Origin of the sequence: Rhodopseudomonas sp. NSM (assembly GCF_052445935.1) — a bacterium.
In the GTDB taxonomy this organism is placed as follows: Bacteria; Pseudomonadota; Alphaproteobacteria; order Rhizobiales; family Xanthobacteraceae; genus Rhodopseudomonas.
Window position 1 is genome coordinate 131,908 of the sequence record NZ_JBQTCH010000003.1, and the last position, 25,307, is coordinate 157,214.

General features: G+C 66.8%; 23 protein-coding genes. 10 read left to right on the forward strand and 13 right to left on the reverse strand.

Annotation, left to right across the window (positions count from 1 at the left end; all coding sequences use genetic code 11):
• Positions 1 to 258: 258 nt before the first annotated feature.
• Positions 259 to 2,469: a phosphoribosylformylglycinamidine synthase subunit PurL gene (gene purL, locus ACTZWT_RS09040; protein WP_444769344.1), complete on the forward strand. Its 2,211-nt coding sequence runs from the start codon at positions 259 to 261 to the stop codon at positions 2,467 to 2,469.
• A 548-nt stretch (positions 2,470 to 3,017) separates the two neighbouring features.
• Here the strand turns inward: purL and ACTZWT_RS09045 are convergent.
• Positions 3,018 to 3,638 carry a TetR/AcrR family transcriptional regulator gene (locus ACTZWT_RS09045; RefSeq protein ID WP_444769345.1) on the reverse strand — a complete coding sequence of 207 codons (621 nt, stop codon included), beginning with the start codon at positions 3,636 to 3,638 and terminating at the stop codon, positions 3,018 to 3,020.
• 309 nt (positions 3,639 to 3,947) lie between these two features.
• Between ACTZWT_RS09045 and ACTZWT_RS09050 the strand changes: the two genes are divergently transcribed.
• Both ACTZWT_RS09050 and ACTZWT_RS09055 read left to right on the forward strand, forming a co-directional pair.
• Positions 3,948 to 5,177: an ABC transporter substrate-binding protein gene (locus ACTZWT_RS09050; protein ID WP_444769346.1), complete on the forward strand. Its 1,230-nt coding sequence runs from the start codon at positions 3,948 to 3,950 to the stop codon at positions 5,175 to 5,177.
• 114 nt (positions 5,178 to 5,291) lie between these two features.
• On the forward strand, positions 5,292 to 6,530 hold the full coding sequence (locus tag ACTZWT_RS09055; RefSeq protein WP_444769347.1) for a cytochrome P450: 1,239 nt from the start codon (positions 5,292 to 5,294) through the stop codon (positions 6,528 to 6,530).
• Between the two features lie 335 nt (positions 6,531 to 6,865).
• Here the strand turns inward: ACTZWT_RS09055 and ACTZWT_RS09060 are convergent, their stop codons facing one another.
• Both ACTZWT_RS09060 and ACTZWT_RS09065 read right to left on the reverse strand, forming a co-directional pair.
• Complete coding sequence (locus tag ACTZWT_RS09060; RefSeq protein WP_444769348.1) at positions 6,866 to 8,056, reverse strand: acyltransferase family protein; 1,191 nt, start codon at positions 8,054 to 8,056, stop codon at positions 6,866 to 6,868.
• Between the two features lie 83 nt (positions 8,057 to 8,139).
• Positions 8,140 to 8,502: a DUF427 domain-containing protein gene (locus ACTZWT_RS09065; RefSeq protein ID WP_444769349.1), complete on the reverse strand. Its 363-nt coding sequence runs from the start codon at positions 8,500 to 8,502 to the stop codon at positions 8,140 to 8,142.
• A gap of 186 nt (positions 8,503 to 8,688) precedes the next feature.
• On the opposite strand from ACTZWT_RS09065, the gene ACTZWT_RS09070 reads away from it, so the two are divergent.
• The 3 genes from ACTZWT_RS09070 to ACTZWT_RS09080 all read left to right on the forward strand — a co-directional run bounded on the left by ACTZWT_RS09070 (position 8,689) and on the right by ACTZWT_RS09080 (position 10,960).
• Positions 8,689 to 8,925, forward strand: a complete 237-nt coding sequence (locus tag ACTZWT_RS09070; RefSeq protein WP_444769350.1) for a BolA family protein — start codon at positions 8,689 to 8,691, stop codon at positions 8,923 to 8,925.
• 55 nt (positions 8,926 to 8,980) lie between these two features.
• A complete protein-coding gene (locus ACTZWT_RS09075) occupies positions 8,981 to 10,138 on the forward strand; it encodes a low temperature requirement protein A (RefSeq protein WP_444769351.1) in 1,158 nt (385 codons plus the stop codon).
• Positions 10,139 to 10,228: 90 nt separating this feature from the next.
• Positions 10,229 to 10,960, forward strand: coding sequence for a hypothetical protein (locus tag ACTZWT_RS09080; protein ID WP_444769352.1), 732 nt, complete (start codon positions 10,229 to 10,231; stop codon positions 10,958 to 10,960).
• A 54-nt stretch (positions 10,961 to 11,014) separates the two neighbouring features.
• Here ACTZWT_RS09080 and ACTZWT_RS09085 read toward each other — a convergent pair whose 3' ends face one another.
• The 3 genes from ACTZWT_RS09085 to egtB form a co-directional block, all read right to left on the reverse strand.
• The gene (locus ACTZWT_RS09085) at positions 11,015 to 12,046 is read right to left on the reverse strand and encodes a fatty acid desaturase (RefSeq protein WP_444769353.1); all 1,032 of its coding nucleotides are present in this window, start codon (positions 12,044 to 12,046) and stop codon (positions 11,015 to 11,017) included.
• Positions 12,047 to 12,441: 395 nt separating this feature from the next.
• Complete coding sequence (egtD, locus tag ACTZWT_RS09090) at positions 12,442 to 13,422, reverse strand: L-histidine N(alpha)-methyltransferase (protein ID WP_444769354.1); 981 nt, start codon at positions 13,420 to 13,422, stop codon at positions 12,442 to 12,444.
• A gap of 43 nt (positions 13,423 to 13,465) precedes the next feature.
• A complete protein-coding gene (gene egtB, locus ACTZWT_RS09095; protein WP_444769355.1) occupies positions 13,466 to 14,665 on the reverse strand; it encodes an ergothioneine biosynthesis protein EgtB in 1,200 nt (399 codons plus the stop codon).
• Between the two features lie 349 nt (positions 14,666 to 15,014).
• Between egtB and grxD the strand changes: the two genes are divergently transcribed.
• The 3 genes from grxD to ACTZWT_RS09110 are packed head-to-tail and all read left to right on the forward strand — an operon-like array spanning position 15,015 to position 17,228.
• Positions 15,015 to 15,341 (forward strand): Grx4 family monothiol glutaredoxin, encoded by a 327-nt coding sequence (gene grxD / locus ACTZWT_RS09100; RefSeq protein ID WP_444769356.1) that lies wholly within the window; start codon positions 15,015 to 15,017, stop codon positions 15,339 to 15,341.
• Positions 15,338 to 15,880 carry an O-acetyl-ADP-ribose deacetylase gene (locus ACTZWT_RS09105; RefSeq protein ID WP_444769884.1) on the forward strand — a complete coding sequence of 181 codons (543 nt, stop codon included), beginning with the start codon at positions 15,338 to 15,340 and terminating at the stop codon, positions 15,878 to 15,880. The genes grxD and ACTZWT_RS09105 overlap by 4 nt, the downstream gene beginning before the upstream one ends.
• 52 nt (positions 15,881 to 15,932) lie before the next feature.
• The gene (locus ACTZWT_RS09110; RefSeq protein ID WP_444769357.1) at positions 15,933 to 17,228 is read left to right on the forward strand and encodes a serine hydrolase domain-containing protein; all 1,296 of its coding nucleotides are present in this window, start codon (positions 15,933 to 15,935) and stop codon (positions 17,226 to 17,228) included.
• A 642-nt stretch (positions 17,229 to 17,870) separates the two neighbouring features.
• On the opposite strand, the gene ACTZWT_RS09115 is transcribed toward ACTZWT_RS09110, so the two are convergent.
• Both ACTZWT_RS09115 and ACTZWT_RS09120 read right to left on the reverse strand, forming a co-directional pair.
• Entirely contained in the window at positions 17,871 to 18,938 is a 1,068-nt protein-coding gene (locus tag ACTZWT_RS09115; RefSeq protein WP_444769358.1) for a threonine aldolase family protein, read from the reverse strand.
• A gap of 62 nt (positions 18,939 to 19,000) precedes the next feature.
• Complete coding sequence (locus ACTZWT_RS09120; RefSeq protein WP_444769359.1) at positions 19,001 to 19,624, reverse strand: TetR/AcrR family transcriptional regulator; 624 nt, start codon at positions 19,622 to 19,624, stop codon at positions 19,001 to 19,003.
• 67 nt (positions 19,625 to 19,691) lie between these two features.
• Here ACTZWT_RS09120 and ACTZWT_RS09125 point away from each other — a divergent pair, with 67 nt between their 5' ends.
• The gene (locus ACTZWT_RS09125) at positions 19,692 to 20,726 is read left to right on the forward strand and encodes an NAD(P)-dependent oxidoreductase (protein ID WP_444769360.1); all 1,035 of its coding nucleotides are present in this window, start codon (positions 19,692 to 19,694) and stop codon (positions 20,724 to 20,726) included.
• 104 nt (positions 20,727 to 20,830) lie between these two features.
• Here the strand turns inward: ACTZWT_RS09125 and rpsD are convergent, their stop codons facing one another.
• The 5 genes from rpsD to purB all read right to left on the reverse strand — a co-directional run bounded on the left by rpsD (position 20,831) and on the right by purB (position 25,241).
• Complete coding sequence (rpsD, locus tag ACTZWT_RS09130) at positions 20,831 to 21,448, reverse strand: 30S ribosomal protein S4 (RefSeq protein ID WP_444769361.1); 618 nt, start codon at positions 21,446 to 21,448, stop codon at positions 20,831 to 20,833.
• Between the two features lie 213 nt (positions 21,449 to 21,661).
• Entirely contained in the window at positions 21,662 to 22,444 is a 783-nt protein-coding gene (locus ACTZWT_RS09135) for an acyltransferase (RefSeq protein ID WP_444769362.1), read from the reverse strand.
• Positions 22,445 to 22,447: 3 nt separating this feature from the next.
• Positions 22,448 to 22,834 (reverse strand): cupin domain-containing protein, encoded by a 387-nt coding sequence (locus ACTZWT_RS09140; protein WP_444769363.1) that lies wholly within the window; start codon positions 22,832 to 22,834, stop codon positions 22,448 to 22,450.
• 54 nt (positions 22,835 to 22,888) lie between these two features.
• Complete coding sequence (gene murI / locus ACTZWT_RS09145) at positions 22,889 to 23,683, reverse strand: glutamate racemase (RefSeq protein ID WP_444769364.1); 795 nt, start codon at positions 23,681 to 23,683, stop codon at positions 22,889 to 22,891.
• A gap of 250 nt (positions 23,684 to 23,933) precedes the next feature.
• A complete protein-coding gene (purB, locus tag ACTZWT_RS09150) occupies positions 23,934 to 25,241 on the reverse strand; it encodes an adenylosuccinate lyase (protein WP_444769365.1) in 1,308 nt (435 codons plus the stop codon).
• Positions 25,242 to 25,307: the final 66 nt, after the last annotated feature.

A 25,307-nucleotide genomic window follows, 5' to 3' on the forward strand; every position in this document is an offset into this window, starting at 1 on the left:
GCCTCTCAGGCCGGCATGGCGCCGGCCGCTCGCGGCATCCCTGCGAGACCCGCTACTGTGGCCGACTCAATGCCACGCCCCTCATCCCACCCTTCTCCCCGCGCAGAGCGGGGAGAAGGAGCCCGCTGCGACCGCGGCCCGGCTGAGGGCCGAACTCGGCTGCCGAATCCACCCAAAAAACCCTTTCCCCATCCACCCGATCTTTCTAAACAACAGCCCACCCCGCCGGCTCGCCGGCGAACGAGGATTTGCGCCGAAATGTCCGCTCCCGAGCCGAAGATCACCCCGGAACTGATCGCCAGCCATGGCCTCAAGCCGGACGAATATCAGCGGATTCTCGACCTGATCGGGCGCGAGCCGACGTTCACCGAGCTCGGCATTTTCTCGGCGATGTGGAACGAGCATTGCTCGTACAAATCGTCGCGGATTCACCTGCGCTCGTTGCCGACCAAGGCGCCGTGGGTGCTGCAGGGGCCGGGCGAGAACGCCGGCGTGATCGACATCGGCGACAATCAGGCGGTGGTCTTCAAGATGGAGAGCCACAACCACCCGAGCTATATCGAGCCGTATCAGGGCGCCACCACCGGCGTCGGCGGCATCCTGCGCGACGTCTTCACCATGGGGGCACGGCCGATCGCCTGCCTCAATGCGCTCTCCTTCGGCGATCCGAGCCATCCCAAGACCCGCCACCTCGTCTCGGGCGTGGTCGCCGGCATCGGCGGCTATGGCAATTCGTTCGGGGTGCCCACAGTCGGCGGTCAGACCCGGTTCCACACCCGCTACGACGGCAACATCCTGGTCAACGCGATGGCGGTCGGCCTCGCGGATTCGGACAAGATCTTCCTCGCCGCGGCGTCGGGCGTCGGCATGCCGATCGTCTATCTCGGCTCGAAGACCGGCCGCGACGGCATGGGCGGCGCCACCATGGCGTCGGCCGAGTTCGACGAGGGCTCCGAGGAAAAGCGCCCGACCGTGCAGGTCGGCGACCCCTTCGCCGAGAAACTGCTGCTGGAGGCCTGTCTGGAGATCATGGCCAAGGATTGCGTGATCGCGATCCAGGACATGGGCGCGGCCGGGCTGACCTGCTCGGCGGTGGAGATGGGCGCCAAGGGCGACCTCGGCGTCGATCTCGATCTCGACGCGGTGCCGACCCGCGAGACCGGCATGACCGCCTATGAGATGATGCTCTCCGAAAGCCAGGAGCGCATGCTCATGGTGCTGAAGCCGGAGAAGGAAAAGGAAGCCGAAGAGATCTTCAAGAAGTGGGGCCTCGACTTCGCGATCGTCGGCTACACCACGCCGACCAAGCGCTTCGTCGTCAAGCATGGCGGCGCGGTGAAGGCCGATCTGCCGATCAAGGAACTCGGCGACGAGGCGCCGCTGTACGACCGCCCGCACGTGCCGTCGCCGAAACTGCCGGTGATCCACGCCCGCGAGGTGAACGCGCCGATGCCGGTGCCCGACGCGCTGGAGAAGCTGCTGGCGACGCCGGATCTGTGCAGCAAGCGCTGGGTCTGGGAGCAATACGACCACGTCATCGGCGGCAATACGCTGCAGCGCCCGGGTGGCGACGCCGCGGTGGTGCGCGTCGAGGACGGCCCGAAGGGGCTGGCGCTCACCGTCGACGTCACGCCGCGTTATTGCGAGGCCGATCCTTACGAAGGCGGCAAGCAGGCCGTGGCCGAAGCCTGGCGCAACATCACCGCGGTCGGCGGCAAGCCGCTGGCGATCACCGACAACCTCAATTTCGGCAATCCGGAGCGGCCCGAGATCATGGGCCAGCTGGTCGGCTGCCTGAAGGGCATCGCCGAGGCCTGCATCGCGCTCGACTCCCCGATCGTGTCCGGCAACGTCTCGCTCTACAATGAGACTTCGGGCCGCGGCATCCTGCCGACGCCCTCGATCGGCGGCGTCGGCCTGCTCGACGACTTCACCAAATCGGCGACGCTCGCCTTCAAGGCCGAGGGCGAGGCGATCCTCTTGATCGGCGAGACCCATGGCTGGCTCGGTCAATCCGTGTACTTGCGCGACGTCTGCGGCCGCGAAGAGGGCGCGCCGCCCCCGGTCGATCTCGCCTGCGAGAAGCGCCACGGCGACGTCGTCCGCGGCATGATCCACGCCGGCACCGCGACCGCGGTGCACGACCTGTCCGACGGCGGGTTGCTGGTGGCGCTCGCCGAAATGGCGATCGCAGGCGCCATCGGCGCTTCGCTCGATGCGGCGCCGGATTCGACCGTCGCGCATGCCTGGTGGTTCGGCGAGGATCAGGCCCGCTATCTCGTCACGGTGAAGGAAGACGATCTGCTGACGGTGCTGTCGAAGCTGAAATCGGTCGGCGTCCCCTGCACCCAGATCGGCACGACCGGCGGCCATCTGCTGAAGATCGAAGGCGAACGCGCCGTCGACCTCAAGGCGCTGCGCCATGCGCACGAGCACTGGCTGCCGGACTATATGGCAGGGAAGCCGTAAGTCGGTTCAGGTCTCCACTTCGTCATTGCGAGGAGCGCAGCGACGAAGCAATCCAGAAGCCGACTGCTCGGCGCTTCTGGATTGCTTCGCTGCGCTCGCAATGACGAATTTTGCTATGGACGCCATTCCGGTGCGCTCGCGCAGCGAGCCTCGCAGCCTGCTCCAACGTCGTCATCCTGAGGTGCGAGCGTAGCGAGCCTCGAAGGATGCGGAGACGGAGCGCCGGCCATCGCGGCCCATCCTTCGAGGCGCGCAACAGCGCGCACCTCAGGATGACGCAGAGTGCGCGGTCGCTCCGCCGCCCCACCTCTCGTTCGTCATTCCGGGACGCTCGCGGAGCGAGCGAACCCGGAATCCCGGCCAATTGTCCCAACCTCTCCATCGTCATTCCGGGATGCGCGCTCTTGCCTGGACCCGCGGCAGGGCACACCGCGGCCAATGCCGTACGCAAGTAACAAGCCTCGGGGGATATGGATTCCGGGTTCGCGCCAAGAGGCGCGCCCCGGAATGACGAAAGAGAGGTCGCGCGGCTGAGGGGGGACGCGCGATTACTCCCGACGCCCCCCGCGCTTCCAGCTCGTCAGGACCGCGTCGATCACCATGCCGATCATCGGCTCGGGCGGGGTCCAGTCCATCGTCCGCGTTGCGTGCGGAAACCAGATCATGCCGTGGACCGCGGCGATCAGGCAGTCCACCGCGGCCTTGGGGTCGATGTCAGAATTCGCCTGCTGCCGAAGAAACGCGCCGACAGCGCGCTCGAACACCGCATAAGCGCGCTCGACCACGGCCGAACGGCCGAATGCGACGCCGTCGCCGCCGCGGACGATCTGCATCGACGGCGCCAGCGCGAACAGGGTCTCGAAATGGTCGAAGTGATCGAGCCAGTAGCGCATCGCGCCGAGCAGCAGTTTTCGCACGCGCCTTTCGGTGTCGGGCTCGGCCTCGGCGATCCGCTCGAGCTCGATCGTCGCTTCCAGCATGTCCTGCTCGCGAATCGCGAACAGCAGATCGCGCTGATCCGAGAAGTACTGATAGATCGTGCCCGGCGAGTAGCCGGCCGCCGCCGCGACGGCGCGCAGCGAGTAGCCTTCCGAATCCTTGTTTGCGAGCAGCCTTCGGCCGGCCGCGACGAACGCCGCGCGGACCTGGGCCTTGGCCTCGGGGGACATGGCCCGGCTGCGAACAGATTTGCGGCCGGCGGGCGAGGGCGTCTTTCTGAGCATGCGCGATCCTAGCGTTTCGGCGCGACGAAATCGCCTTCAAGTGAAACGCACTTGCATAATTGAACGCGTTTAATTATCGTTTGCCCAAGTCCGAAAACGGACAGATGCGATCAGCATCGACATCAGGGAGGCTCGTTCGATGGTGTTCACCTTCGATTTTGCCCGGCGACATTGCGGTCGTCGGGACGCGCGACCGCGCGCGCAATCAGCCGCTGCATCTGCTCACACGGGCGCCTTCATGGGAGGGCGCCAGCGATGAGCCGCAAGCCGACACGCCGCGAATTCAGCGTCACCGCGCTCGCCACCGCACTGACCGCGACCCTGCCGGCGCCGTCCGTATGGGCCGCCACCAAGACCTACGATCCGGGTGCGAGCGACACCGAGATCAAGCTCGGCCAGACCGTGCCGCATTCCGGCCCCGGCTCGCTCTACGGCGTGCTCGGCCGCGTCGGCGAAGCGTATTTCCAGATGCTCAACGAGAAGGGCGGCATCAACGGCCGCAAGATCAAGTTCCTGAGCGTCGACGATTCCTACAGCGCGCCGAAATGCGTCGAGGCGACGCGGCGGCTGGTGGAGCAGGAGGAGGTGCTGGCGCTGTTCGGTTCGCTCGGCACCGCGCCGCAGACCGCCGTGCACAAATATCTGAACTCGAAAGGCGTGCCGCAACTTCTGCTCAACAGCGGCGCGTCGAAATGGAACGACCCGAAGAATTTCAAATGGACCATGGCGGGGCTGCCGCTGTATCCGACCGAAGCGCGGATTCTCGCCAGGCACGTCCTGAAGACCAGGCCGAATGCGAAGATCGGAATCCTCTATCAGAACGACGATTTCGGCCGCGATTTCCTCGGCCCGTTCAAGAAGGTGCTGCAGGAGGCGGGCGGCACCGCGCAGGTGATCATGGAGCAGAGCTACGACCTCACCGAGCCGACGGTGGATTCGCAGCTGATCAATCTGTCCAAATCCGGCGCGGATGTGTTCTTCAACGTCTCGACCGGCAAGGCGGCGTCGCAGTCGATCCGCAAGGTCGCCGAGCTCGGCTGGAAGCCGCTGCATCTGCTGTTCTCGAGTTCGACCGGACGCTCGATCCTGAGCGCCGCGGGCCTCGAAAACGCCACCGGCATCGTCGCCGTACGCTACGCCAAGGAGGTCGGCGGACCGCTGTGGGCGAACGACCCGGACGTGCTGGCGTTCGAGGATCTGCGCAAGACATATCTGCCCAACGTCGATCCCGGCAACACCATCGCCTTTGCCGGCTACGGCCAGGCCGTGACGATGGCGGAAGTGCTGCGCCGCTGCGGCGACGACCTCCGCCGCGCCAATGTGTTGAAGCAGGCGATCGGACTCGCCGGCTTCCGGCCGCCCTATCTGCTCGAAGGCATCAGTCACAGCTTCACGGCGGACGACTACACGCCGATGAAGACGCTGTTCATCTCGCAGTTCGACGGCAAGGACTGGGACGTCTCCGACAAGCCGGTCTCCGAGTAGCGGGCCCTCGCGTTTGTCTTTGCGCGGAACAGCGATCGCTACCGGCTGCGCGCGCGCCGGCCGGCCGTGCCGACTGTTGCACGTGTTTCCAATGAACCGTCTTGGGAGTTTGGGATGACTAGTCCAGCGATCACGATGACCGAGCTGCCGGCGGCATCGGCCGGCATCCTGCCCGGCGACGGTCCGTTCTGGGAGCGCCTGCCGCCGCGCGACGCGCGTGCGATGCGGCTGCCGGACGGCCTGTTGCTGCAGGATCAGGAGGATGTTCGCACCGCCTTCCGCGACAAGCGCCTCGTCAATCTGGCCTTGGCGATGTTGCGATCCGACCCGACGGTCGATCCGGCCTTCATCGAGCGCCGCACCAAACAGTTGCTCAGCATGGAGGGGCCCGATCATCTGCGGCTGCGGCAGTTGACCATGACGGCGATGTCGCCCCGCGCCGTGGAAGGCTACCGCGCGCGGATGCGCGCGATCATGGAAAACCTCGTCGCCCCGGTGCTGCAGCAAGGCCGATGCGAAGCGGTCGAGGCGTTGCTGCGGCCGTATCCGATTCCGGTGGTCTGTGCGCTGATGGGCATCCCGGATCAGGATATCGATTTCTTCTCGCGCGTCTCGGCCGACTGGGTGGCGTTCATGCATATGGGAACGGGCGCCGCGGCCGTGTCCTATGCGGCGCATCTCGACATGGACGCCTATCTTCTGCCGGTGATCGACAAACGCGAGACGCGGCTCGGCGACGATATGCTCAGCCATCTGCTGCGCGCCGAAGAGGACGGCGACCGGCTGTCGCGACACGAAATCGTCAACATGATCGGCGGCTTCCTCGCCGCCGGCACCGACACGACACGCTATGTGCTGGGCAGCGGGCTATATCTGTTCGCGCAAAACCCCGACCAATGGGCGAAGCTGCGCGCGCGACCGGACCTCGTGGGGCGCGCCGTCGACGAGGTGCTGCGCTGCGCGCCGGCCGGCGGCTTCATTTCGCGCTACGCGTCGACCGATGTCGACGTCAACGGCCTCGCCATCCCGAAGGGAACTGCGCTGGCGCTGTCGCTGCTGGCGTTGAATTACGATCCCGACATCTTCGAAGAGCCGCAGCGCTTCGATATCGAACGCCCAATAGTGCGGGCGCCGCATCTGACCTTCGGCTTCGGGCCGCACACCTGCCTCGGCCTGCATCTGGCGAAGGCCGAGCTCGAGGAGGCGCTGCTGGTGCTGTCGCGCGCTTTCGTCACGCTCGACCTCGACGGCCCGTGCGAATGGCGGCCGCCGCACGGCCTGCAGGGCCCGACCTCGCTGCCGATCGCGTTTACGGCTGCGGCCGATGTCGCCGGGGCGCGTGACGTCGCCTGAGAGGAGGACTCAGAAGGCGATCAACAAGATTTGGGTTCGGAGTTCGTCATTGCGAGGAGCACCCGGATCGGCGCTTCGCGCCGTCCGAGTACAGGCTCCGCGACGAAGCAATCCAGCTCGGTGCCCGGCGCCCCTGGATTGCTTCGCTTCGCTCGCAATGACGAGGGCTCGCAGCTTGCTCCAACGCCGTCATCCTGAGGCGCGAGCGCAGCGAGCCTCGAAGGATGCGGAAACGCGTAGCAGCGCCGGCGATCGCGGCCCATCCTTCGAGGCGCACGCCATGGGCGCGCGCACCTTAGGATGACGCGGCGTGCGTCCGGGCGAGCCGTCAGTGCTCACAGCACCCGATACGCCCCCGGAATTTTCCGCAGGCCCGCGGTGGTCGCCCAACTCAGCATCAGCCCCAGCGTGAACACGATCGCCGCCTTGGCGATCGCCGGGAGGTCGACGTTGAACAGCGCGTATTGCAGCCACAGCATCCAGGCGTAGTGCACCAGGAAGATGCCGTAGGCGTCGTGCTGCAGCGGATCGAGGATGCTCCAGCCGGCGCGCTTGAAGCGCAGGAAGAAGGCCAGGATCGCGAAGATCACGGTGACGCTGAAGGCGGTGAAGGCGAGGCCGTAGCCGGCCTCGTACCACGCCGGCAGATCCGGCGGATTGTCGAGGATGCCGCGCTTGATGCCGATGAAGCCCCACATCGCCGCATAGGGAACGAGCGCGAGCAGCGCCCAGACATGCCATTGCTGCGGCAGCTTGCCGCCGGCGCTGAGCACGCCGCGCTCCGGATGACACGCGCCGATTCCCGCGCCGATGAAGAAATATCCGGCATAGAGCAGCACGCGGCTGGCCTGCACCGAGAACGGTCCGAATTCGAACCACAGGTTCGGTCCGAAGTACACCCGCGCCGGCACGTAGAGCACGGCGGTGATCGCGAACACCGCGACGATGTAGAGCCCCGGCCGCGCGAAGCCGAGCGCGGCGAGCCGGTTGAGCGGATCGAGCGTGCGCCGCGAGATCCGGTAGGCGGTGCCGCCGACCACGCTGAAGATCAGCAGCACCCACAGAAACCACAGCGGTCCGCTCGGCCACGGCCCGACCGTGATCATGTTCCACCAGAATTCGGTGAAGCGCGTGTCGGGGTTCTGCTGCAGCGCCAGCGCGTAGTAGGCGATCGGAATCACCGTGACGGCGGCGATCGCGAATGGAATCCCGAGCCGGATCAGCCGGTCACGCGCGAAGGTCCCCATCTTCGGCCGGTGGTCGAGGCTCGGCCACAGGAACAGCCCCGACAGCATGAAGAACATCGCCATGAAGAAGCTGTCGGTGGCGAGCACGACGCAGTCGAAGCCGATCCATGACTTTTCGTCGGTGTGGCCGAAATGGGTGTAGGGGATCACCGAATGGTGAATCAGCACCAGAATGGTGAGGAAGGTGCGCGCGCGGTCGAGCGACAGGTCGCGCACATGCGCGGTGCTCGCGGCTGCGGGCGCGGCGAGGCCGCCTTGCGTCGGATAGGTTGTCGTCACATGGTCTCTCCGTCCATCCGCGGGGACAATGTCCGCGACATGCCGGTCCGGCAAGATTGAAGACGCCGGCGCGAGCCCTCTTGTTACGCCGGTAATTCCTCAATCTTGACCTTGTCCGGATAGAACGCGAGGTAGCCGGCGATCTCGGCCATCGCCGGAAACGGCGCCTCGTAGCTCCAGATCGCATTCGCCAGCGTCCGGCCGTCGGCTTCGATGCTGAAATAGCTGGCGTCGCCCTTGTAGGGGCAGTGGGTGCTGCGGTCGGTCGCGGCCAGCAGCCTCATCTCGGCGTCGGCGCGCGGTATATAGTGCACCGGCGGATAGTTCGCTTCCTGCAGGGTCAGCGCGCGGGTGGTGTCGGCGATCACCGCGTCGCCGGCGGTGACGCGCACCCGCTTCGGATTCGGCGTGATCGTGATCGGATGGTCGGGGCCGGGGATCTTCATGGATGGTCCTCGCGATAGGCGGTCGGCCGCGGCCCTGGAACACACGCGGAGCCGAGCGGCGCTGGGCTAGATGTGCGCAGACTGCGGGCTTTGAAAGGGGCGCACGGCAATATAGTATTGCACAAATCGACGACGGTATGCGGCCGCGACCGGCCGGACCCCGTTCAAAATTCTGGAGGATTCGGAATGCCGATGGATGCCCGCGACATCGAGGCCATGATCAAGGCCGCGATTCCCGACGCGGAGGTGACGATTCGCGACCTCGCCGGCGACGGCGACCATTACGCGGCGACGGTGGTGTCCGAATCGTTCCGCGGCAAGTCGCGCGTGCAGCAGCATCAGATCGTCTATCAGTCGCTGCAGGGGCAGATGGGCGGCGTGCTGCACGCGCTCGCGCTGCAGACCGGGGTGCCGGAAGCCTGACGATGCGGCGAGGCGTCGCGCTGTGACGACGGAGCAGGCGGCTGCCCGAAACCTGTTGCGCGTGCGAAGGCCGCACGAACACAGCCGCGTCACCTATGTCGAACTGTTCTTCGACCTGGTGTTCGTGTTCGCCGTCACCCAGGTGTCGCATTTCCTGCTGGGGCATTTCACGCCGGTCGGCGCGCTGCAGGCGCTGATCCTGATGTCGGCGATCTGGTGGGTGTGGGTCTACACCTCCTGGATCACCAACTGGCTCGATCCCGAACTCACCCGCGTCCGATTGATGCTGTTCGCGCTGATGAGCGCCGGGCTGCTGCTGTCGACCTCGATCCCGCGCGCCTTCGAGAGCCGCGGCCTCGCCTTCGCGCTGGCCTTTGTGGCGATGCAGGTCGGCCGCACCGCGTTCGCCACCTTCACCACGCCACGGTGCGAGCCGCTGCGGCCCAGTTTCGTCCGCATCCTGAGCTGGCTGTGCGTCAGCGGCGTATTCTGGATCGCCGGCGGCCTGCTCGACGGCCCCGCGCGGATCGCGCTGTGGCTGATCGCGCTGGCGATCGAATACACCGGGCCGGTCGCGGGGTTCTACGTGCCGCGGCTCGGCGCCTCGACGACGCGGGACTGGAGCGTCGAGGGCGGCCACATGGCGGAGCGCTGCGCGCTGTTCATCATCATCGCGCTCGGCGAATCGATCGTGGTGACGGGCGCGACCTTCGCCGGCCTCGAATGGACCGCGACCGCGTTCGCCGCCTTCGCCTCGGCGCTGATCGGGGCGATCGCGATGTGGTGGATCTATTTCCACATCGGCGTGCATCTCGGCGCGGACCGGATCTCGCACGCGAACGATCCGGGCCGGCTGGCGCGGCTGGCCTACACCTACATCCATCTGCCGATCGTCGCCGGCATCGTCGTCACCGCGGTCAGCGACGAACTGGTGCTGGCGCATCCCAGCGGCCACGCCGACACCAAGGTGATTCTCGCCACGATCGGCGGCCCGCTGCTGTTTCTGATCGGCGTCCTGCTGTTCAAGCGCGCGGTGCGCGGCCATCTGCAGCCGTCGCACATGTTCGGCATCGCCGCGTTGCTGGCGCTGATCCCGGTGGCACCGCTGATCCCGCCGCTAGTGTTGTCGATGGCGACGACCAGTGCGCTGCTCGCGGTCGGCTATTGGGAAGCCGTCTCGCTCGGCGCCGCCGCGCGCTCGCCGGTGGAGTAGGCCATCGTGCAGCCCTCCTGCGCGGGCCTTCAGCCTTAACCGAAGCTTTACGGCGGCGCTGCACCGTTCGGGCAGGACGGGGGACGACGCGTGTCGAACTGGCGGGACGAGAAGGCGAAGGCCAACGCGCAGGCGCTTGCGCGGCTGACGAAGCGCTTGCCGGAGGCTTTTCCCCCGGCCGTGCTGGTGCGTGCGAAAAGCTGCGCCTACGCGCCGGCGACTCTGCGCGTCGCGATCGACGGCTATTGGCGCGCGCATCCGCTGCGCGCCGATCGGCTGGCGCGGGCGCTGGCGGCTCGCAGCGGTGCGCCCGATGGATGGTCCTGGCGGGTCGGTGATCCGGAGGCCGGGCGGCCGGCGACGTTCCGCACGCCGCCTGCGCCGTACCGTGAACAGGCCTACGCGAAGGGACCGGGTTTCTGCTGCGTCTGCGGCCAGCCGGTCTATCGCTTCGGCTGGCATGCCGATCTGTGGAACGCAGGCGCGAACAGGAATGCGACGTGGCACAGCGCCTGCGTCACGGCGTGGCAATTCTGGAACGCGCCGAGCGGACAGACCAAGCTGCTGCGGCGGCTGCAGGGCCGGCGCTGCCGCGAGACCAACCGGCGCCTGTTCAAGGCCGCCGAGGTCGATCACCGCGTGCCGCTGTTTCAGGTCTGGCGGCAGCATCGCGATGCGCCGTGGCCGGAGCTGCTCGGCTATTGGGGCCTGCCGAACCTGCAGGTGATCAACCGCGAGGTCCACGTCGAAAAATGCGCCAGCGAGGCGCGCGGCCGGCGCGTCGTGCGCGACGTCGCCGCCGAGCCCGCGACATCGACGTAGCCGGCGCACGGGTGCGCCCGCGCTTCGCGCAGACATCGCAGCACGAGCCCTCGCTCAGCGGCTCTTGATCGCGGCGAACGGCACCAGCCGGCGCCTGGTCTCGTCCCACAGCACCAGCGGCACGCAGCGAAAGCTCTGCCACAGCGTGATGCGGCCGATGCCGGCGAGTTCGGGATGGTTGCGCAGCACGCGCGGCAGCCGATAATAGGGAATGCGGCTGCTGAGGTGATGGACGTGGTGAATGCCGATATTGGCGGTCAGCCAGCGCAGCGGCTCCGGCAGGTCGTAATAGGAGCTGCCGTGCAGCGCCGCCTGTTGCAGATTCCAGCGCTCGCTGTGCTCCCAGTTCGTGGTCTCGAACTGATGCTGGACGTAGAACAGCCAGACGCCGGCGGTGGCGGCGAGCAGCATGATCGGCAGATGCACCAGCAGGAACGCCTTGATGCCGATGAACCAGGTCAGCGTCACGATGATCAGGGCGATCGCCAGATTGGTCGCCATCGCGCTGACCCAGGGCCGCCAGCCGTCGCGCATCAGGCCCACCGGCAGCCGCTGTTGCAATAGGAACACGTAGGCCGGGCCGAGCCCGAACATCACCAGCGGGTGGCGATAGAGGCGATATTTCAGGCGACCCCACCACGGCAGGCCGGTGTATTCCTGCACTGTCAGCGTATCGAGATCGCCGGTGCCGCGGCGGTCGAGATTGCCGGTGGTGGCGTGATGGGTGGCGTGCTGGCGACGCCAGCAATCGTACGGCGTCAGCGTGAACACGCCGATGATTCGGCCGACCCAGTCGTTGGCCTGCCGCTGGCGAAAGAACGCGCCGTGGCCGCAATCGTGCTGGATCATGAACAGCCGGAGCAGAAAGCCGGACGCCGGAACGGCGATCAGCAGCGACGCCCAGGCATGGCCGAGCGAATAGGCGAACCACGCCGCGGTCCACAGCGCGATCAGCGGCAAGGCGGTGATCACCAGCTCGGCGATGCTGCGGGCGCGATTGGGGGTGCCGTATTCGGCGAGGATGCGGGTCCACAGCCGAATGTCGGCGGTCGGCGGATCGGCGGCGGGATTGGTGCTCGGGGGCATGGCGGAAGTCCTGCGAACGCACTTTGATGAAAGGCACAGGGTGCGCGTGCGTGCGCCACCCGGACTGAGGTGATTGGAGGCGAAGAGGCGATGACCATCGTGGCGGGGGCGAACGCCGCCCCGGCTTCCCGACCCTGCATCGCGCATCGCGGCGCGGAGGGTCTCATCGCGAATGATGTCGTTTCGCGAATGATGTCGTTGTTATCAGATCACCGACGCCGCCGATGTGCTGATTTGATCGTCTAATCCGGGTCGAGTCTGCGGGCCGGCCGCGGCTGGGCCTCGCATCGCGGCCCTGCGGGCAGGACTACCAACTCGCAGGATATGGGGGTGGCACGCGCCGGCTGCAAGCATCGCCCTGCACAATCGCCCGTCGACGAGACGCCGCGCACGCGTCAGACGGCCGCGCCGTCGGCTTCCAGCGCATGCACCGAGAACAATCCATCTGCATCGGTCCAGCTTCTCTTCAGCGTCCAGCCCGAGTCCTGCGCCAGCGCGCGGAAACGCGCGAGGCTGTATTTGTAGCTGTTCTCGGTGTGGATGGTTTCGCCGGCGCGGAACGCGATCGGCTGGCCGAGAATGCGCACGGTCTGGTCGCGCAGGCTGACCAGATGCATCTCGATCCGGTGCAGATCGCGGTTGTAGATCGCCCGATGCGCGAACGCCGGCACCTCGACGTCGCCGTCGAGCTCGCGGTTGATCCGCTCCAGCACGTTGAGATTGAACTTCGCGGTGACGCCGGCGGCATCGTCATAGGCCGGCACCATGAGCCGCTCGTCCTTCTCCAGATCGACGCCGATGATCAGCCGCGCCCCGTCGCCGAGGATGTCGCGGGCACTATTCAGAAAGCGCGCGGCGTCCTGCGGCTCGAAATTGCCGAGCGTCGAGCCGGGGAAGAAGCCGACCTTCGGCAGATCGCGCACCGCCTCGGGCAGCGCGAACGGCTCGGTGAAGTCGGCCGCGACCGGATACACCGCGAGTTCGGGGAAGTCGCGGCGCAGCTCCGCGGCCTGCGCGGTGATGAAGTCGCCGGAAATGTCGACCGGCACGTAGGCGGCGACCTCGTGGGCCGCGAGCAGCAGGCGGATCTTGGTGGTGGCGCCGGCGCCGAATTCGACGATCGCGGCGTTCGGCGGGATCAGCGCGGCGATCTCGCCGGCGCGGTCGCGCAGGATGCCGAGCTCGGTGCGGGTCGGGTAATATTCCGGCAGCTTGGTGATCTCGACGAACAGCTCGGAGCCGGCGTCGTCGTAGAAGTACTTCGGCGACAGCGATTTCTGCGGCTGCGACAGGCCGTCCAGCACGTCGGCCGCGAAAGTCTGCGTCTGCGGATCGAGCTGGTGCGCTCGCGCGTGCACGGCGACGTGCATATTCATGGGCGGTCTCCCGGATGCGCGCGCGGCGCAGTTATTTGGATAGTCAGACGTCGTAATCGGCGAGCCGGAGTCCGGTGAACTGCCAGCGGTGGTGCGGATAGAAGAAGTTGCGATAGGTGATACGGCTGTGACCGGCCGGTGTTACGCAGGACGAACCGCGCAGCACCAGCTGATTGACCATGAACTTGCCGTTGTACTCGCCGAGCGCGCCTTCGATGGCGCGATAGCCCGGGTAGGGCGCGTAGGCGCTGCGGGTCCACTGCCAGACCAGCCCGAAGGCGTCGTTGAGCTGCCCGGCGCGGGCCGCGACTTCCCATTCCATCTCGGTCGGCAGATGCTTGCCGGCCCAGCGCGCATAGGCGTCGGCCTCGTAATAGCTGATGTGGCAGACCGGCGCGTCGGGATCGATGCGCTGCAGGCCGCCGAGCGTCATGATCTTCCACTCGCCGTCGATCTGCCGCCAGTGGCCCGGCGCTTCCCAGCCCTCGCGTTCGGCGGCGGCGAAGCCGTCCATCAGCCACAGCGTCGGCGTGCGATAGCCGCCGTCGGCCATGAATTCCAGCCATTCGGCATTGGTGACGAGATGGCGCGACAGCCTCACCGGCCCGACCAGCGCGCGATGGACCGGCTTCTCGTTGTCGAAATGGAAGCTGTCGCCGGCATGGCCGATCGCATGGATGCCCTCGGGCAGATCCACCCACGCCGCGCCGCTGCGGTCGGCGGCGCGGAGCTTCCAGGCCGGATCGTAGGCCGGCGGAATCGGGTTCTGCGCGAAGGCGTGCAGGATGTCGGTCAGCAGCAATTCCTGATGCTGCTGTTCGTGGTTCAGCCCGACCTCGACCAGCGGCGCCAGCGCCTGCAGCTTCGCTTCGTCGGCTTCGGCGAACAGCGCCAGCATCGAATCGTCGACCGCGCGCCGATAGGCGGTGACGTCGTCGGCGCCCGGCCTCGTCAGCAGCCCGCGCGCCGCGCGGGTGTGCCGCGGGCCGGCGGAGACGTAATAGGAATTGAACAGATAGGCGTAGTCGGGGTGGAAGACCTGGTAGCCCGGCTTGTGCGGCCCGAGCAGGAACTGCTCGAAAAACCATGTCGTATGCGCGCGGTGCCATTTCGCCGGGCTGGCGTCCGGCATCGACTGCACCACCTGATCCTCGGGGCCGAGCGGCGCCGCGCGGCGCTCGGTCTCGTCGCGCACGGCGCGATAGGCCTCGGCGAGGCGGCCGGCCGGAGCAGGGGCCGTCATGTCGGAAGAAGGGGAAGAAACGACCACAGAGGCTGCGGCAGAGGACATGTTCGGCACGAGCGACTCCGGTTTAAAAGCAAAACGCCGCTGTCCGGCAGCGGTTCCACAGTCTCGGACATAGGCGTTCGTTTCACGGATGTAAGGCCGCAACCGTACGGTCCGCGCCGGGGTGCCGCCGCGGCAGCAGGGCGGATTGCCGCGCCCAAGGCGCTGATTCCTTGAGCCAAATCAGAACCTCAGTCGGCCTGTCGGGCATTTTACTTGGGCTGCAAAGCGTTTTCGGGATACATATATCCCCACTCGACCCGGCCGCTGGTGGTCAGCCGGCCGCGCCGCAAAAGGATCCGTCATGAGCATCGAGCAATTCATCGACAACGAAGTGAAGACCAACGACGTCGTGCTGTTCATGAAGGGCACGCCGCAGTTCCCGCAGTGCGGCTTCTCGGGTCAGGTTGTGCAGATCCTCGATCACGTCGGCGTCGCCTATAAGGGCCACAACGTGCTGGAAAACGCCGAGCTGCGCGACGGCATCAAGCAGTTCTCGAACTGGCCGACGATTCCGCAGCTTTACGTGAAGGGCGAATTCGTCGGCGGCTGCGACATCATCCGCGAAATGTTCCAGGCCGGCGAACTGCAGAAGCTGTTCACCGACAAGGGCATCAAGGCCGCGGCCTGAGCACCTTCGCACGCCGGACCGGCGCGGCGACCTGTGAGGTCGTCGTCGCCGACATCACCACGCTTTCGCTCGACGCGATCGTCAACGCCGCCAACGGCGCGCTGCTCGGTGGCGGCGGCGTCGACGGGGCGATTCATCGCGCCGCGGGGCCGCAATTGCTGGCCGCCTGCCGCACGCTGGGCGGCTGCGCCACCGGCGACGCCAAGATCACCCGCGGCTACGACCTCCCGGCGCGGCATGTGATCCATGCGGTCGGCCCGATCTGGCGCGATGGCGATTCCGGCGAGGACGAAGCGCTCGCGTCCTGCTATCGCCGCGCGCTGGAGTTGTGCCAGCAGCACGGCCTCGCCTCGGTGGCGTTTCCGGCGATCTCCACCGGCATCTACGGCTTTCCTCCCGAACGCGCCGCGCCGATCGCGGTCGCCGCCTGCATCGACGCGCTGCGCAGCGCGCCGTCGGTGACGAGGGTGCTGTTCTGCTGTTTCTCCGCGCCGGGCGCAGATTTGCATCGCGCCGCGCTGGCCGTCCTGGCCTCTTGATTAGCTCGGCGCGACCGCTACCATCCATCGCCGCACCAATCGGGAGAGTCTGATGACGTTACGTCGCGCCGCGCGAGCTTTGTTGGCGACAGCTCTGGTCGCATTCGCTGCGTGCCGGATGTCAGGTTCCGCTTTTGCCGAAGGAACGTTCGACCCGCCGCCCGGCGCGCAGTTCTCGCAGGCCAAACTCGAGCGCATCGACGCGTTCTTCAACCAGATCATCGCCGAGGGCAAGATCCCGGGCGCGGTGGTGTATATCGAGCAGCGCGGCAAGCCGGTGTATCAGAAGTATTTCGGCGTGCGCGACGTCGCCACCAAGGCGCCGATGACCGACGACACCATCTTCCGGCTGGCCTCGCTGACCAAGCCGTTCACCGCCGTCGCGGTGATGATGCTGGTCGACGACGGCAAGCTGAAGCTCGACGATCCGGTGGCGAAGTACATTCCGGCCTTCGCCGAGACCAAGGTCGGCGTCGAGAAGAAGCGCGAGGACGGCGAGAAGTATCTCGATTTCGAGACGCTGAAGCGGCCGATCAAAATCAGCGACCTGCTGCTGCACACCTCGGGCATCACCTACGGCTTCTACGGCGACAATCTGGTGCGCAAGGCGATCGCCGCTGCGAAGATCTACGACGGCGACCCCAGCAACGCCGAATTCGCCGACCGGATCGCGAAAGTGCCGCTGCAGGAGCAGCCCGGCACGCTGTGGGACTACGGCAATTCCTACGAGGTGCTGGGCCGCGTCATCGAGGTGGCGTCGGGCAAGCCGTTCTACGAGTATCAGAAAGAGAAGCTGTTCGACCCGCTCGGCATGAAGGACACGCGCTACTACCTTGCCGAAGACGGGCAGAAAGCGCGGATGGCGCAGCCGATGCCGAACGACGCCGATTTTCGCGTCGGGCGGCCGAGCCGGCCGGATATCGTCAAGAAATGGGAGTCGGGCGGCGGCGGCCTGACCTCGACGCCGTCGGACGTGATCCGCTTCGTGCGGATGCTGCTGCACAAGGGCGAACTCGATGGCAAGCGCTATCTCAGCGAAGCGGCTTTCAAGGAAATGACCACCGATCAGATCGGCCCTGCCTCCGGCATCGCGCGCGATCACTTCTATTTCCCCGGCGACGGCTTCGGCTACGGCTACGGCCTCGCCGTCCGCACCGATCCCGGCAACGCCAAGCCGCCGCCGCCCGGCTCGTTGGGCGAGCTGAAATGGGACGGCGCCAGCGGCTGCTATTTTGTGGTCGATCCGAAGCAGGAGATGTTCTTCGTGCTGATGGAACAGACCCCGTCGCAGCGCCAGCCGGTTCAGCGCGAACTCAAGAAACTGGTCTACGAGGCGCTGGACAACTGAACGCGGGTTCGGCGCCCGGGCGTATCAATTGCTCGATCTCCGCACCGAACTAACCGGGAAATCCCAGGCCGCTTCATTATGACGCAGCCGCGAGGCTCGTGCGATTCACTGCATTTCCGCCGCTGCGACGCTGAATTTGCTCCGCACGCGGCGCGCAGTGTGGCTCCACGCCCGCGCAAACAGCGCTGAACCGAAAGTCCCTTCGGGAATTGACCCTGCGACAATTTGGGCCCACCGTCCCGTCGCCCAAATGGAAAGGATTCTCATGACTTACACCCAACCCGGTCGCAAGAGCCTCGTGTCGCGCGTTCTCGCGGCTGCAATTCTGACCAGTATCTATTGCTTCAGCCTCGTCGGCGCGACGGCGCTGATCACTGGTGCAACCACGACTGAGGCGTCCGCGCAGCGCGGTGATCGTGGTCGGGGCCGTGGTCGCGGTCGCGGTTATAACCGTGGCCGTGGTCGCGGTCGTGGCGATCGTGGTCGCGTTCGCGGCGGCGGCCGATCGGGCGCCTGCGTCGTCAACGCTGCCGGCGTTCGCATCTGCCTGTAAACATCACTGCCGTCTGAACGCGCCGCTTTTCGGGCGCGTTCGCCGACACCCCACCGACGCGCGTCGCTCACCAGCGGCGCGCGTTGCGTTTATGCGCCGCGCAAAATCTCCCGAACCAGCGTCACCGTTTCGTCGATCATCGCGCGGCTGACGTCGAGATGGGTGCAGGCGCGGATCCGGCCGTCCATCATCGCCAGCAGCACGCCGCGCCGGCGTAGTGCCGCAACCATGGCATCACCGGCCACGCCCGCTCCGTCGGGCCGGAAGAACACCAGGTTGGTCTGCGGTTCCTGCACCTCGACGCCGGCGATCTGCGCCAGCGCCGCGGCCAGCGCCCGCGCATTGGCGTGATCCTCGGCCAGCCGATCGACGTGATGATCGAGCGCGTAGTTACAGGCCGCAGCGATGATTCCGGCCTGCCGCATCGAGCCGCCGAGCCGCTGCTTCCAGCGCCACACCTCGTCGATGAAGGCGCGCGAGCCCGCCAGCGATGCGCCGACCGGCGCGCCGAGGCCCTTGCTGAAATCGATCCACGCCGAATCCCAGCCGGCGGTCATGTCCTTCGCCGCGATGCCGGTTGCGACGACTGCATTCATCAGCCGCGCGCCGTCCATATGGGTGGCGAGGCCGGCCGCCTTGCCAGCCGCGGCGACGGCGTCGAGCGTCGCCTGCGGCCAGATCGTGCCGCCGCCGATATTGGCGGTCTGCTCGACGCTGACCATGGTCTGCGGCGGCTCGTAGCGCGAGCGCGGATGCAAGGCCGCGCGGAACGCGGCCAGCGAGAACTGCCCGCCGTCGCCGTCGAGCGGCGTGATCTGGAAGCCGCCGAGCGCCGCATGGGCGCCGCCCTCGCGCGACAGGATATGCGCGGTGCGATGCGCGATGATCTCGTCGCCGGGCCGGCAGGTGGCGAGCGTCGCGGTGACGTTGCACATTGTGCCGGACGGCAGGAACACCGCGGCCTCCTTGCCGAGCAGAGCGGCGACCCGCTCGTTCAGCGCATTGACGGTCGGGTCGTCGCCGGTCTGCTCGTCGCCGACCTCGGCGCGCGCCATCGCATCGCGCATCGCCGGCGTCGGCCGGGTCTGGGTGTCGGACAGCAGGTTGATGTGCACCGGAGGTGCCTGCGGATCGGGGCGGGGAGGGATGTAGGACATGGCGGCAAGCTAGACCAATTCCCGCGCCGACAGAATAGAGCCTCTTCGGCGGGCTGCAGCCGTCACGCCGGCCGTTGCAGCCCGCCGAGGATCAACGCGGCGAAGGCTGCGGCGGCGTCCGCCTCGCGGCATTGGCCACGGATCATCGCGGCCGACAGCGCTTCCCCGGCGCCGATCATGCCGACGCAGCGGCGCATGAGCTCGGCGCGCGGCAAGGTCGTGTGCGGCTTCAGCGCGGTGGCGAACAGCTGAACATAGTTGTCGAGCAGTTGCTGATACACGGCGTCCTTTTCCTGGCTGCCCGCCAGTGCCGCGCCGATCGCCTGCCATTCGCCGCTGGTGTTCGCCGAACAATGCACATAGGCAGACGCCAGCAGCTGTGCGGTGTCCTTCAGGCTGCGGTGCCCGCTCGCCAGCGCCGCGCGTAGCGCGTCGGCGTGTTCGGCATCGATCGATTTGTAGAGCTCGATCAACAGCCCCGATCGCGTGCCGAAGTGATCATAGGCGATCGGCTTGGACACGCCCGCGCGCTCGGCGAGATGCCCGAGCGTCAGCCGGTCGGCGCCTTCGTCGCGGACGATCTGGAGCGCCGTGTCGAGCAACTGCCGCCGCCGTTCCGCCTTCGGCAGCCGGCCGGCGGGTTCCGCAATAGTTGCGCTGCCACGCGATGTTTTCGATTTTGCCATGAAACCTACCATTGGTAAGTTCGTTAACTTACGATTGGTAAGTTAGACACAGCCAGTGAGGTGATCAATGACAAACTCTCCGATTCTCCTGATCGGTGGCGCCGGCCATGTCGGCCGCTGGACCGCGCGATCGTTGCGCTCCGTTCATCCCGCCGTGCCGCTGCTGATCGGCGGCCGGGATAGGGCGCGGGCCGAACAGGCGGCCGCCGAACTTCACGCAGAGAGCGTGGCGATCGACGACACCGCCGCCGATCTCGGCCTCGGCGATCGTCCCGTGAGCGCCATCGCGACGCTGTTCACCGACCAGCGCCTGACCGCGCTGCGCCTTGCTCAGGCGCGCGGTGTGCCGCATCTGTCGATCTCGCCGGGGATCATCGAGCTCGGGCCGGAAGTTGCCGCTTACATGCACCGGCCGCAGGCCGCGCCGGTGGTGCTGGGCACGGAGTGGATGGTCGGCGGCACGACGGTGTCGACGCTCGCCTTCGCCAGAGCATTCAGCCGCATCGACGACATCGCAATCGGCGCACTGCTCGACGAGCAGGATGCGTACGGCCCGGCCGCGGAGGCCGATCTCGAACGACAGACCCGGACCATGCCGGTTGCCCTGGTCCGGCAGGGCGGTGCTTATGTGTGGCGGAGCGGCGACGATCTGACGACCAGTTTCCGCGCCGTCGACGGCACGGAAATGGCGGCCTCGGCGTTTTCCCCGAACGATGTGCTGGGCCTTGCCACCGCAACCGGGGCGCCGAACGTTCGCTTCAGCCTTGCCGTCGGCGTCAGCTCCAGCCGCCGGCGCGGCGAGCCGCTGTCGACCGAGATCATCATCGAACTGACGGGTACGGATCACGCAGGTCGCCCACTGCGCCGCCGTCACGCCATCATCCATCCCGCCGGCCAGATGCCGCTGACCGGCCTCGGCACCGCGCTGCTGCTCGAACGCCTGCTCGGCCTCGACGGCCAGGCCCCGACGCCGCCCGGCCTATACTTTCCGTACCAACTGATCGAGCCGGACACGTACTTCAAGCGGCTAACTCAAGTGGGTGGTCAGGTGATGGAGTTGGATGCGTCTTCACCCTCCCCTGGAGGGGAGGGTGGTCGCTGACAGCGCCCACCATGCAACACAAACAAAAAGGCCCCGGCGAACCGGGGCCTCGATGCATCGGACTGAGCAGCAATCAGTACGAAGAAAGCAGTCTCGCGCAGCGATCAGCGCGAATAGAATTCGACGATCAGATGCGGCTCCATCTGAACCGCGAAGGGCACGTCGGACAGAGCCGGGATGCGCCCGAACTTGGCGGTCATCTTGTTATGATCGACCTCGATGTAGTCCGGCACGTCGCGCTCGGCGAGCTGGCTCGCTTCGAGCACGAAGGCGAGCTGCTTCGAGGATTCCTTGACCTCGATCAGGTCGCCGACCCGAACCTTGTAGCTCGAGATGTTGACGCGCTTGCCGTTGACCTTGATGTGGCCGTGATTGATGAACTGGCGCGCCGCGAACATCGTCGAGACGAATTTCGAGCGGTACACCACTGTGTCGAGCCGGCGCTCGAGCAGGCCGATCAGGTTCTCGCCCGAATCGCCCTTGAGGCGGGTCGCCTCGACATAGATCGAATGGAACTGGCGCTCGGAAATATTGGCGTAGTAGCCCTTGAGCTTCTGCTTGGCGCGCAACTGCACGCCGAAGTCGGAAAGCTTGCCCTTGCGGCGCTGGCCGTGCTGGCCGGGGCCGTATTCGCGGCGGTTGACCGGGCTCTTCGGGCGGCCCCAGATATTCTGGCCCATCCGGCGGTCGATTTTATACTTGGCTTCACTGCGCTTTGTCATCGCGTCCTCGGTTGATCATGGATGAGGAGACGCGCCCTCCTGTGCGGCCGGAAAATTCCCGCCGCCGACAGGTCCGGCCCCAAAGCATAAGAGGGGTGGACCACGGGTCGCGAAACGCAACGCGGGCCGAAAGGCCCGCGTTGTTGGCCGCTTTCTAGGGAGAAACCGGGGGGATGTCAATTCGGCCGGGGGAGCAAGGGCCGCCTTCGGAGCCTACACCCGCACCACCCGGACCGGCGGCTTGGCCGCCTGGGTGCCGTGCATTGCCTGCAATTCGCCGGCGATGGTGGTGTTCAGCACCTGTTCGAGCCGGGTCATGATCCGGGCGATCGGTGCGGCGTCGATCAGGCGGTGGTCGAATCGGATCACCATGTCGAGGCCGCCGTCGTCGTCGAGCCGGCCGAAGCTCAGCATGTAGGGGCCGGGGCTGATCGGGTAGAGGTCGCCGGCGGCGATCGCCGACACCGAGGACAGCCCGAAGCTGCCGAAATAATTCGCCCGCTGCCGGGCCAGCGACAGCCCGCCCCACCAGATGAACCGCCGCAGCGGCAACGGCAGCGCGCAGATCCGCATCAGCTTGCGGAACATCGGCACCTGCTCGACCGGCGCGGACTGCGCCTCGCGGATCAGGCCATCGACGCAGGCCAGCGACAATTCGTCGGGCGCGACCAGCTTTTGCGCCAGAACGCTGTCCTCGCCGTCGATCTGCCGCGCGATCGCGATCACCCCGACGCTGCGCGGCAGCTCGTAGAAATGCGGCCACGGGAAATCCATCACCAGCGTGCGCAGCACCGGCTGCTCCCGCGCCACCAGCGCGAACGCCTTGGCGATGATCGCGGCGAAGCCCGGCGGCGAGGTCAGCCGCGCGCGCGCCTGTGCCATCGGCCGCAGATCGAGCCTGCGCTGATAGGTGATCAGCGGTACGCCCTCGGAGGCCCACATCAGGTCGGCAACCAGCCGCCGACCCAGCGGTATGCGTCGAATGGTTCCGCGCACGGGCTATGGCGCCGGCGTGGCGAGCGGCTTGGTCTTGTCGACCACCCAGACCGCCATCACCTTGGCGCCCTTGTCGCCGTGGACCCTGGCGTCGTGCACGACGCCCGCGGGGATCGAATAGGAATCGCCGGCCTTGAGGTGCTTGTCGGCCTGGCCGTCGATGATCATTACAGCTTCACCTTCCAGCAGATATCCGGTCTCGATTCCCGGATGGGTGTGGCGGCCAATGCTGCCGCCGGGCGGAAGTTCCGCAAGACCGCTGATCGTCACGTAGCCGTCCGGGAACTCGACCTTCTGCAGCGGCGTCCGCTTGATGCCACCTTGCTGCTGGGCGAAGGCGGCGCCCGCGAGCGCGACAAAAGCGAGAGCGATCAGGGTTCTCGTGGTCATTGCGGCTCCTTCCTGCCTTCGAAACTAGCAGCATGGGAGCACGGCGGGAAGCATTCAGGCCGAAATGTGGCCGCCAAAATACGGCGAAATGGTCGCGGCGATGCGGTACGGTCGTCCGGACGTGAATACCATCTGGACTCGGGGATCGTCGCCATGGCCGGAACCCGCGCCGAGCAGCGTGACGACCCGCCGCGCGATCGCCGGCGCAGGATCGATCCAGTCCACCGGCCACGGTGCCAGCCGCACCAGCCGGTCGAGCAGCAGCGGATAATGCGTGCAGGCGAGCACGATGCTGTCGGTGCGGCCGCCTTTGCCGTCGCCGTCGACGAAGCAGGGCGCGATCTCGGCGCGGATCGCCTCGTCCGGGACATCGGCGCCGCCGAGCGCGGCTTCGGCCAGTGAGGCCAGATGCACCGAGCCGACCAGCGTCACGTCGCAGCCGCCGGCGAAATCGCGGATCAGTGCCCGGGTATATTCCAGCCGCACCGTGCCGCTGGTGCCGAGCACCGACACCCGCTTGGTCCTGGACGCCGCGCAGGCCGGCTTGATCGCCGGCACGGTGCCGACGAACGGCACGCGGTAGCGCGCCCGCAGCGGCGCCAGCGCCATGGTCGAGGCCGTGTTGCAGGCGATCACCACGAGATCCGGCGCGTGCGCGGCGATCAGTTCGCCCATCAGCGGCACGACGCGGCCGATCACCGCCTCCTCGCTGCGCTGGCCGTAAGGAAAGAACGCGTCGTCCCCGACATAGACGTAGCGCGCATCCGGCCGCACCTTCACGACCTCGCGCAGCACCGTCAGCCCGCCGAGGCCGGAATCGAAAACCAGAATGTTCGGATGCCCAGACACGGCGCGAGCCTATCGCAGCTTGGTTAGTTTTCGGTTGTTTTTTGCGCGAGGCTGCGTTGCGGCAAGGGAAGGCGTTCCAGCGCGGCGAGGCGCGCTCCCTCGCCCCGCTCTTGCGGGGAGAGGGTTGGGGTGAGGGGCGAGGCGAGTCGCAGCCGCTCGGCCTCGTCGAAACGCCCCCTCACCCGGTGCGCATCTGACGATGCGCGCCGACCTCTCCCCGCGTGCGGGGAGAGGTGAACGCGCGCGTAGCTCAATTCTCCCCGAACACCCGCCGGAAGATCGTGTCGACGTGCTTGAGGTGATAGCCGAGGTCGAACTGCTCCTCGATTTCGGCATCCGACATGTACTTCTTCATGTCCGGGTCGGCTTTCAGCAGCGTCAGGAAGTCGCCTTCGCCGCGCCACACCGGCATCGCGTTGCGCTGCACGAGCTTGTAGCTCTCCTCGCGCGAGCAGCCCTTCTGGGTCAGCGCGGTGAGCAGCCGCTGCGAATGGATCAGGCCGCCGAGGCGGTCGAGATTCTTCGCCATGTTGTCGGGATACACCACCAGCTTCTCGATCACGCCCGCCAGTCGATTCAGCGCGAAGTCGAGCGTCACGGTGGAATCCGGCGCGATCATGCGTTCGGCCGAGGAGTGCGAGATGTCGCGCTCGTGCCACAGCACGACGTTCTCCATCGCCGGCATCGCATAGGCGCGCACCATCCGGGCGAGGCCGGTGAGGTTCTCGGTCAGCACCGGGTTGCGCTTGTGCGGCATCGAGGACGAGCCCTTCTGGCCCTCGGAGAAATACTCCTCGGCCTCGAGCACTTCGGTCCGCTGCAGATGCCGCAGCTCGGTGGCGAGCCGCTCCACCGACGAGGCGATCACGCCCAGCGTGGCGAAGTACATCGCGTGGCGGTCGCGCGGAATCACCTGCGTCGACACCGGCTCGACCGCGAGGCCCATCGCCTTGGCGACGTGTTCTTCGACCCGCGGATCGATATGCGCGAAGGTGCCGACCGAGCCGGAGATCGCGCAGGTCGCGACTTCTTTTCGCGCGGCAACGAGGCGGTCGCGGGCGCGGGAAAATTCCGCGTAGGCATAGGCCATCTTCAGGCCGAACGTCACGGGCTCGGCGTGGATGCCGTGCGAGCGGCCGATCGACGGCGTCATCTTGTGCTCGAACGCGCGGGTCTTCAGCGCCGCGAGAACCTTGTCGAGATCGGCCAGCAGGATGTCGGAGGCGCGCACCAGCTGCACGTTGAAGCAGGTGTCGAGCACGTCCGACGAGGTCATGCCCTGATGCACGAAGCGCGACAAGGGACCTACGAATTCGGCCAGATGCGTCAGGAACGCGATGACATCATGCTTGACCTCGCGCTCGATCTCGTCGATCCGCGCCACGTCGAACGCCGCGTCCTTGCCCTTGGCCCAGATCGTCTCCGCGGCTTCTTTCGGGATCACGCCGAGCGCGGCCTGCGCGTCCGAGGCGTGGGCCTCGATCTCGAACCAGATCTTGAAGCGGGTGAGCGGCTCCCAGATGGCAGCCATTTCCGGACGGGTGTAGCGCGGGATCATCACAGACTCTTCGTGTTGGGGATTACGCCGCGCTTTAGCAGACGGGGGGCGGGGAGGCCACCGAAT

Coding starts and splice junctions, on each gene's coding strand:
- purL (WP_444769344.1), top strand. CDS start 259: ATGTCCGCTCCCGAGCCGAAGATCACCCCGGAACTGATCGCCAGCCAT.
- ACTZWT_RS09045 (WP_444769345.1), bottom strand. CDS start 3,638: ATGTCCCCCGAGGCCAAGGCCCAGGTCCGCGCGGCGTTCGTCGCGGCC.
- ACTZWT_RS09050 (WP_444769346.1), top strand. CDS start 3,948: ATGAGCCGCAAGCCGACACGCCGCGAATTCAGCGTCACCGCGCTCGCC.
- ACTZWT_RS09055 (WP_444769347.1), top strand. CDS start 5,292: ATGACTAGTCCAGCGATCACGATGACCGAGCTGCCGGCGGCATCGGCC.
- ACTZWT_RS09065 (WP_444769349.1), bottom strand. CDS start 8,502: ATGAAGATCCCCGGCCCCGACCATCCGATCACGATCACGCCGAATCCG.
- ACTZWT_RS09070 (WP_444769350.1), top strand. CDS start 8,689: ATGCCGATGGATGCCCGCGACATCGAGGCCATGATCAAGGCCGCGATT.
- ACTZWT_RS09085 (WP_444769353.1), bottom strand. CDS start 12,046: ATGCCCCCGAGCACCAATCCCGCCGCCGATCCGCCGACCGCCGACATT.
- egtD (WP_444769354.1), bottom strand. CDS start 13,422: ATGAATATGCACGTCGCCGTGCACGCGCGAGCGCACCAGCTCGATCCG.
- egtB (WP_444769355.1), bottom strand. CDS start 14,665: ATGACGGCCCCTGCTCCGGCCGGCCGCCTCGCCGAGGCCTATCGCGCC.
- grxD (WP_444769356.1), top strand. CDS start 15,015: ATGAGCATCGAGCAATTCATCGACAACGAAGTGAAGACCAACGACGTC.
- ACTZWT_RS09110 (WP_444769357.1), top strand. CDS start 15,933: ATGACGTTACGTCGCGCCGCGCGAGCTTTGTTGGCGACAGCTCTGGTC.
- ACTZWT_RS09115 (WP_444769358.1), bottom strand. CDS start 18,938: ATGTCCTACATCCCTCCCCGCCCCGATCCGCAGGCACCTCCGGTGCAC.
- ACTZWT_RS09120 (WP_444769359.1), bottom strand. CDS start 19,624: ATGGCAAAATCGAAAACATCGCGTGGCAGCGCAACTATTGCGGAACCC.
- ACTZWT_RS09125 (WP_444769360.1), top strand. CDS start 19,692: ATGACAAACTCTCCGATTCTCCTGATCGGTGGCGCCGGCCATGTCGGC.
- rpsD (WP_444769361.1), bottom strand. CDS start 21,448: ATGACAAAGCGCAGTGAAGCCAAGTATAAAATCGACCGCCGGATGGGC.
- ACTZWT_RS09140 (WP_444769363.1), bottom strand. CDS start 22,834: ATGACCACGAGAACCCTGATCGCTCTCGCTTTTGTCGCGCTCGCGGGC.
- purB (WP_444769365.1), bottom strand. CDS start 25,241: ATGATCCCGCGCTACACCCGTCCGGAAATGGCTGCCATCTGGGAGCCG.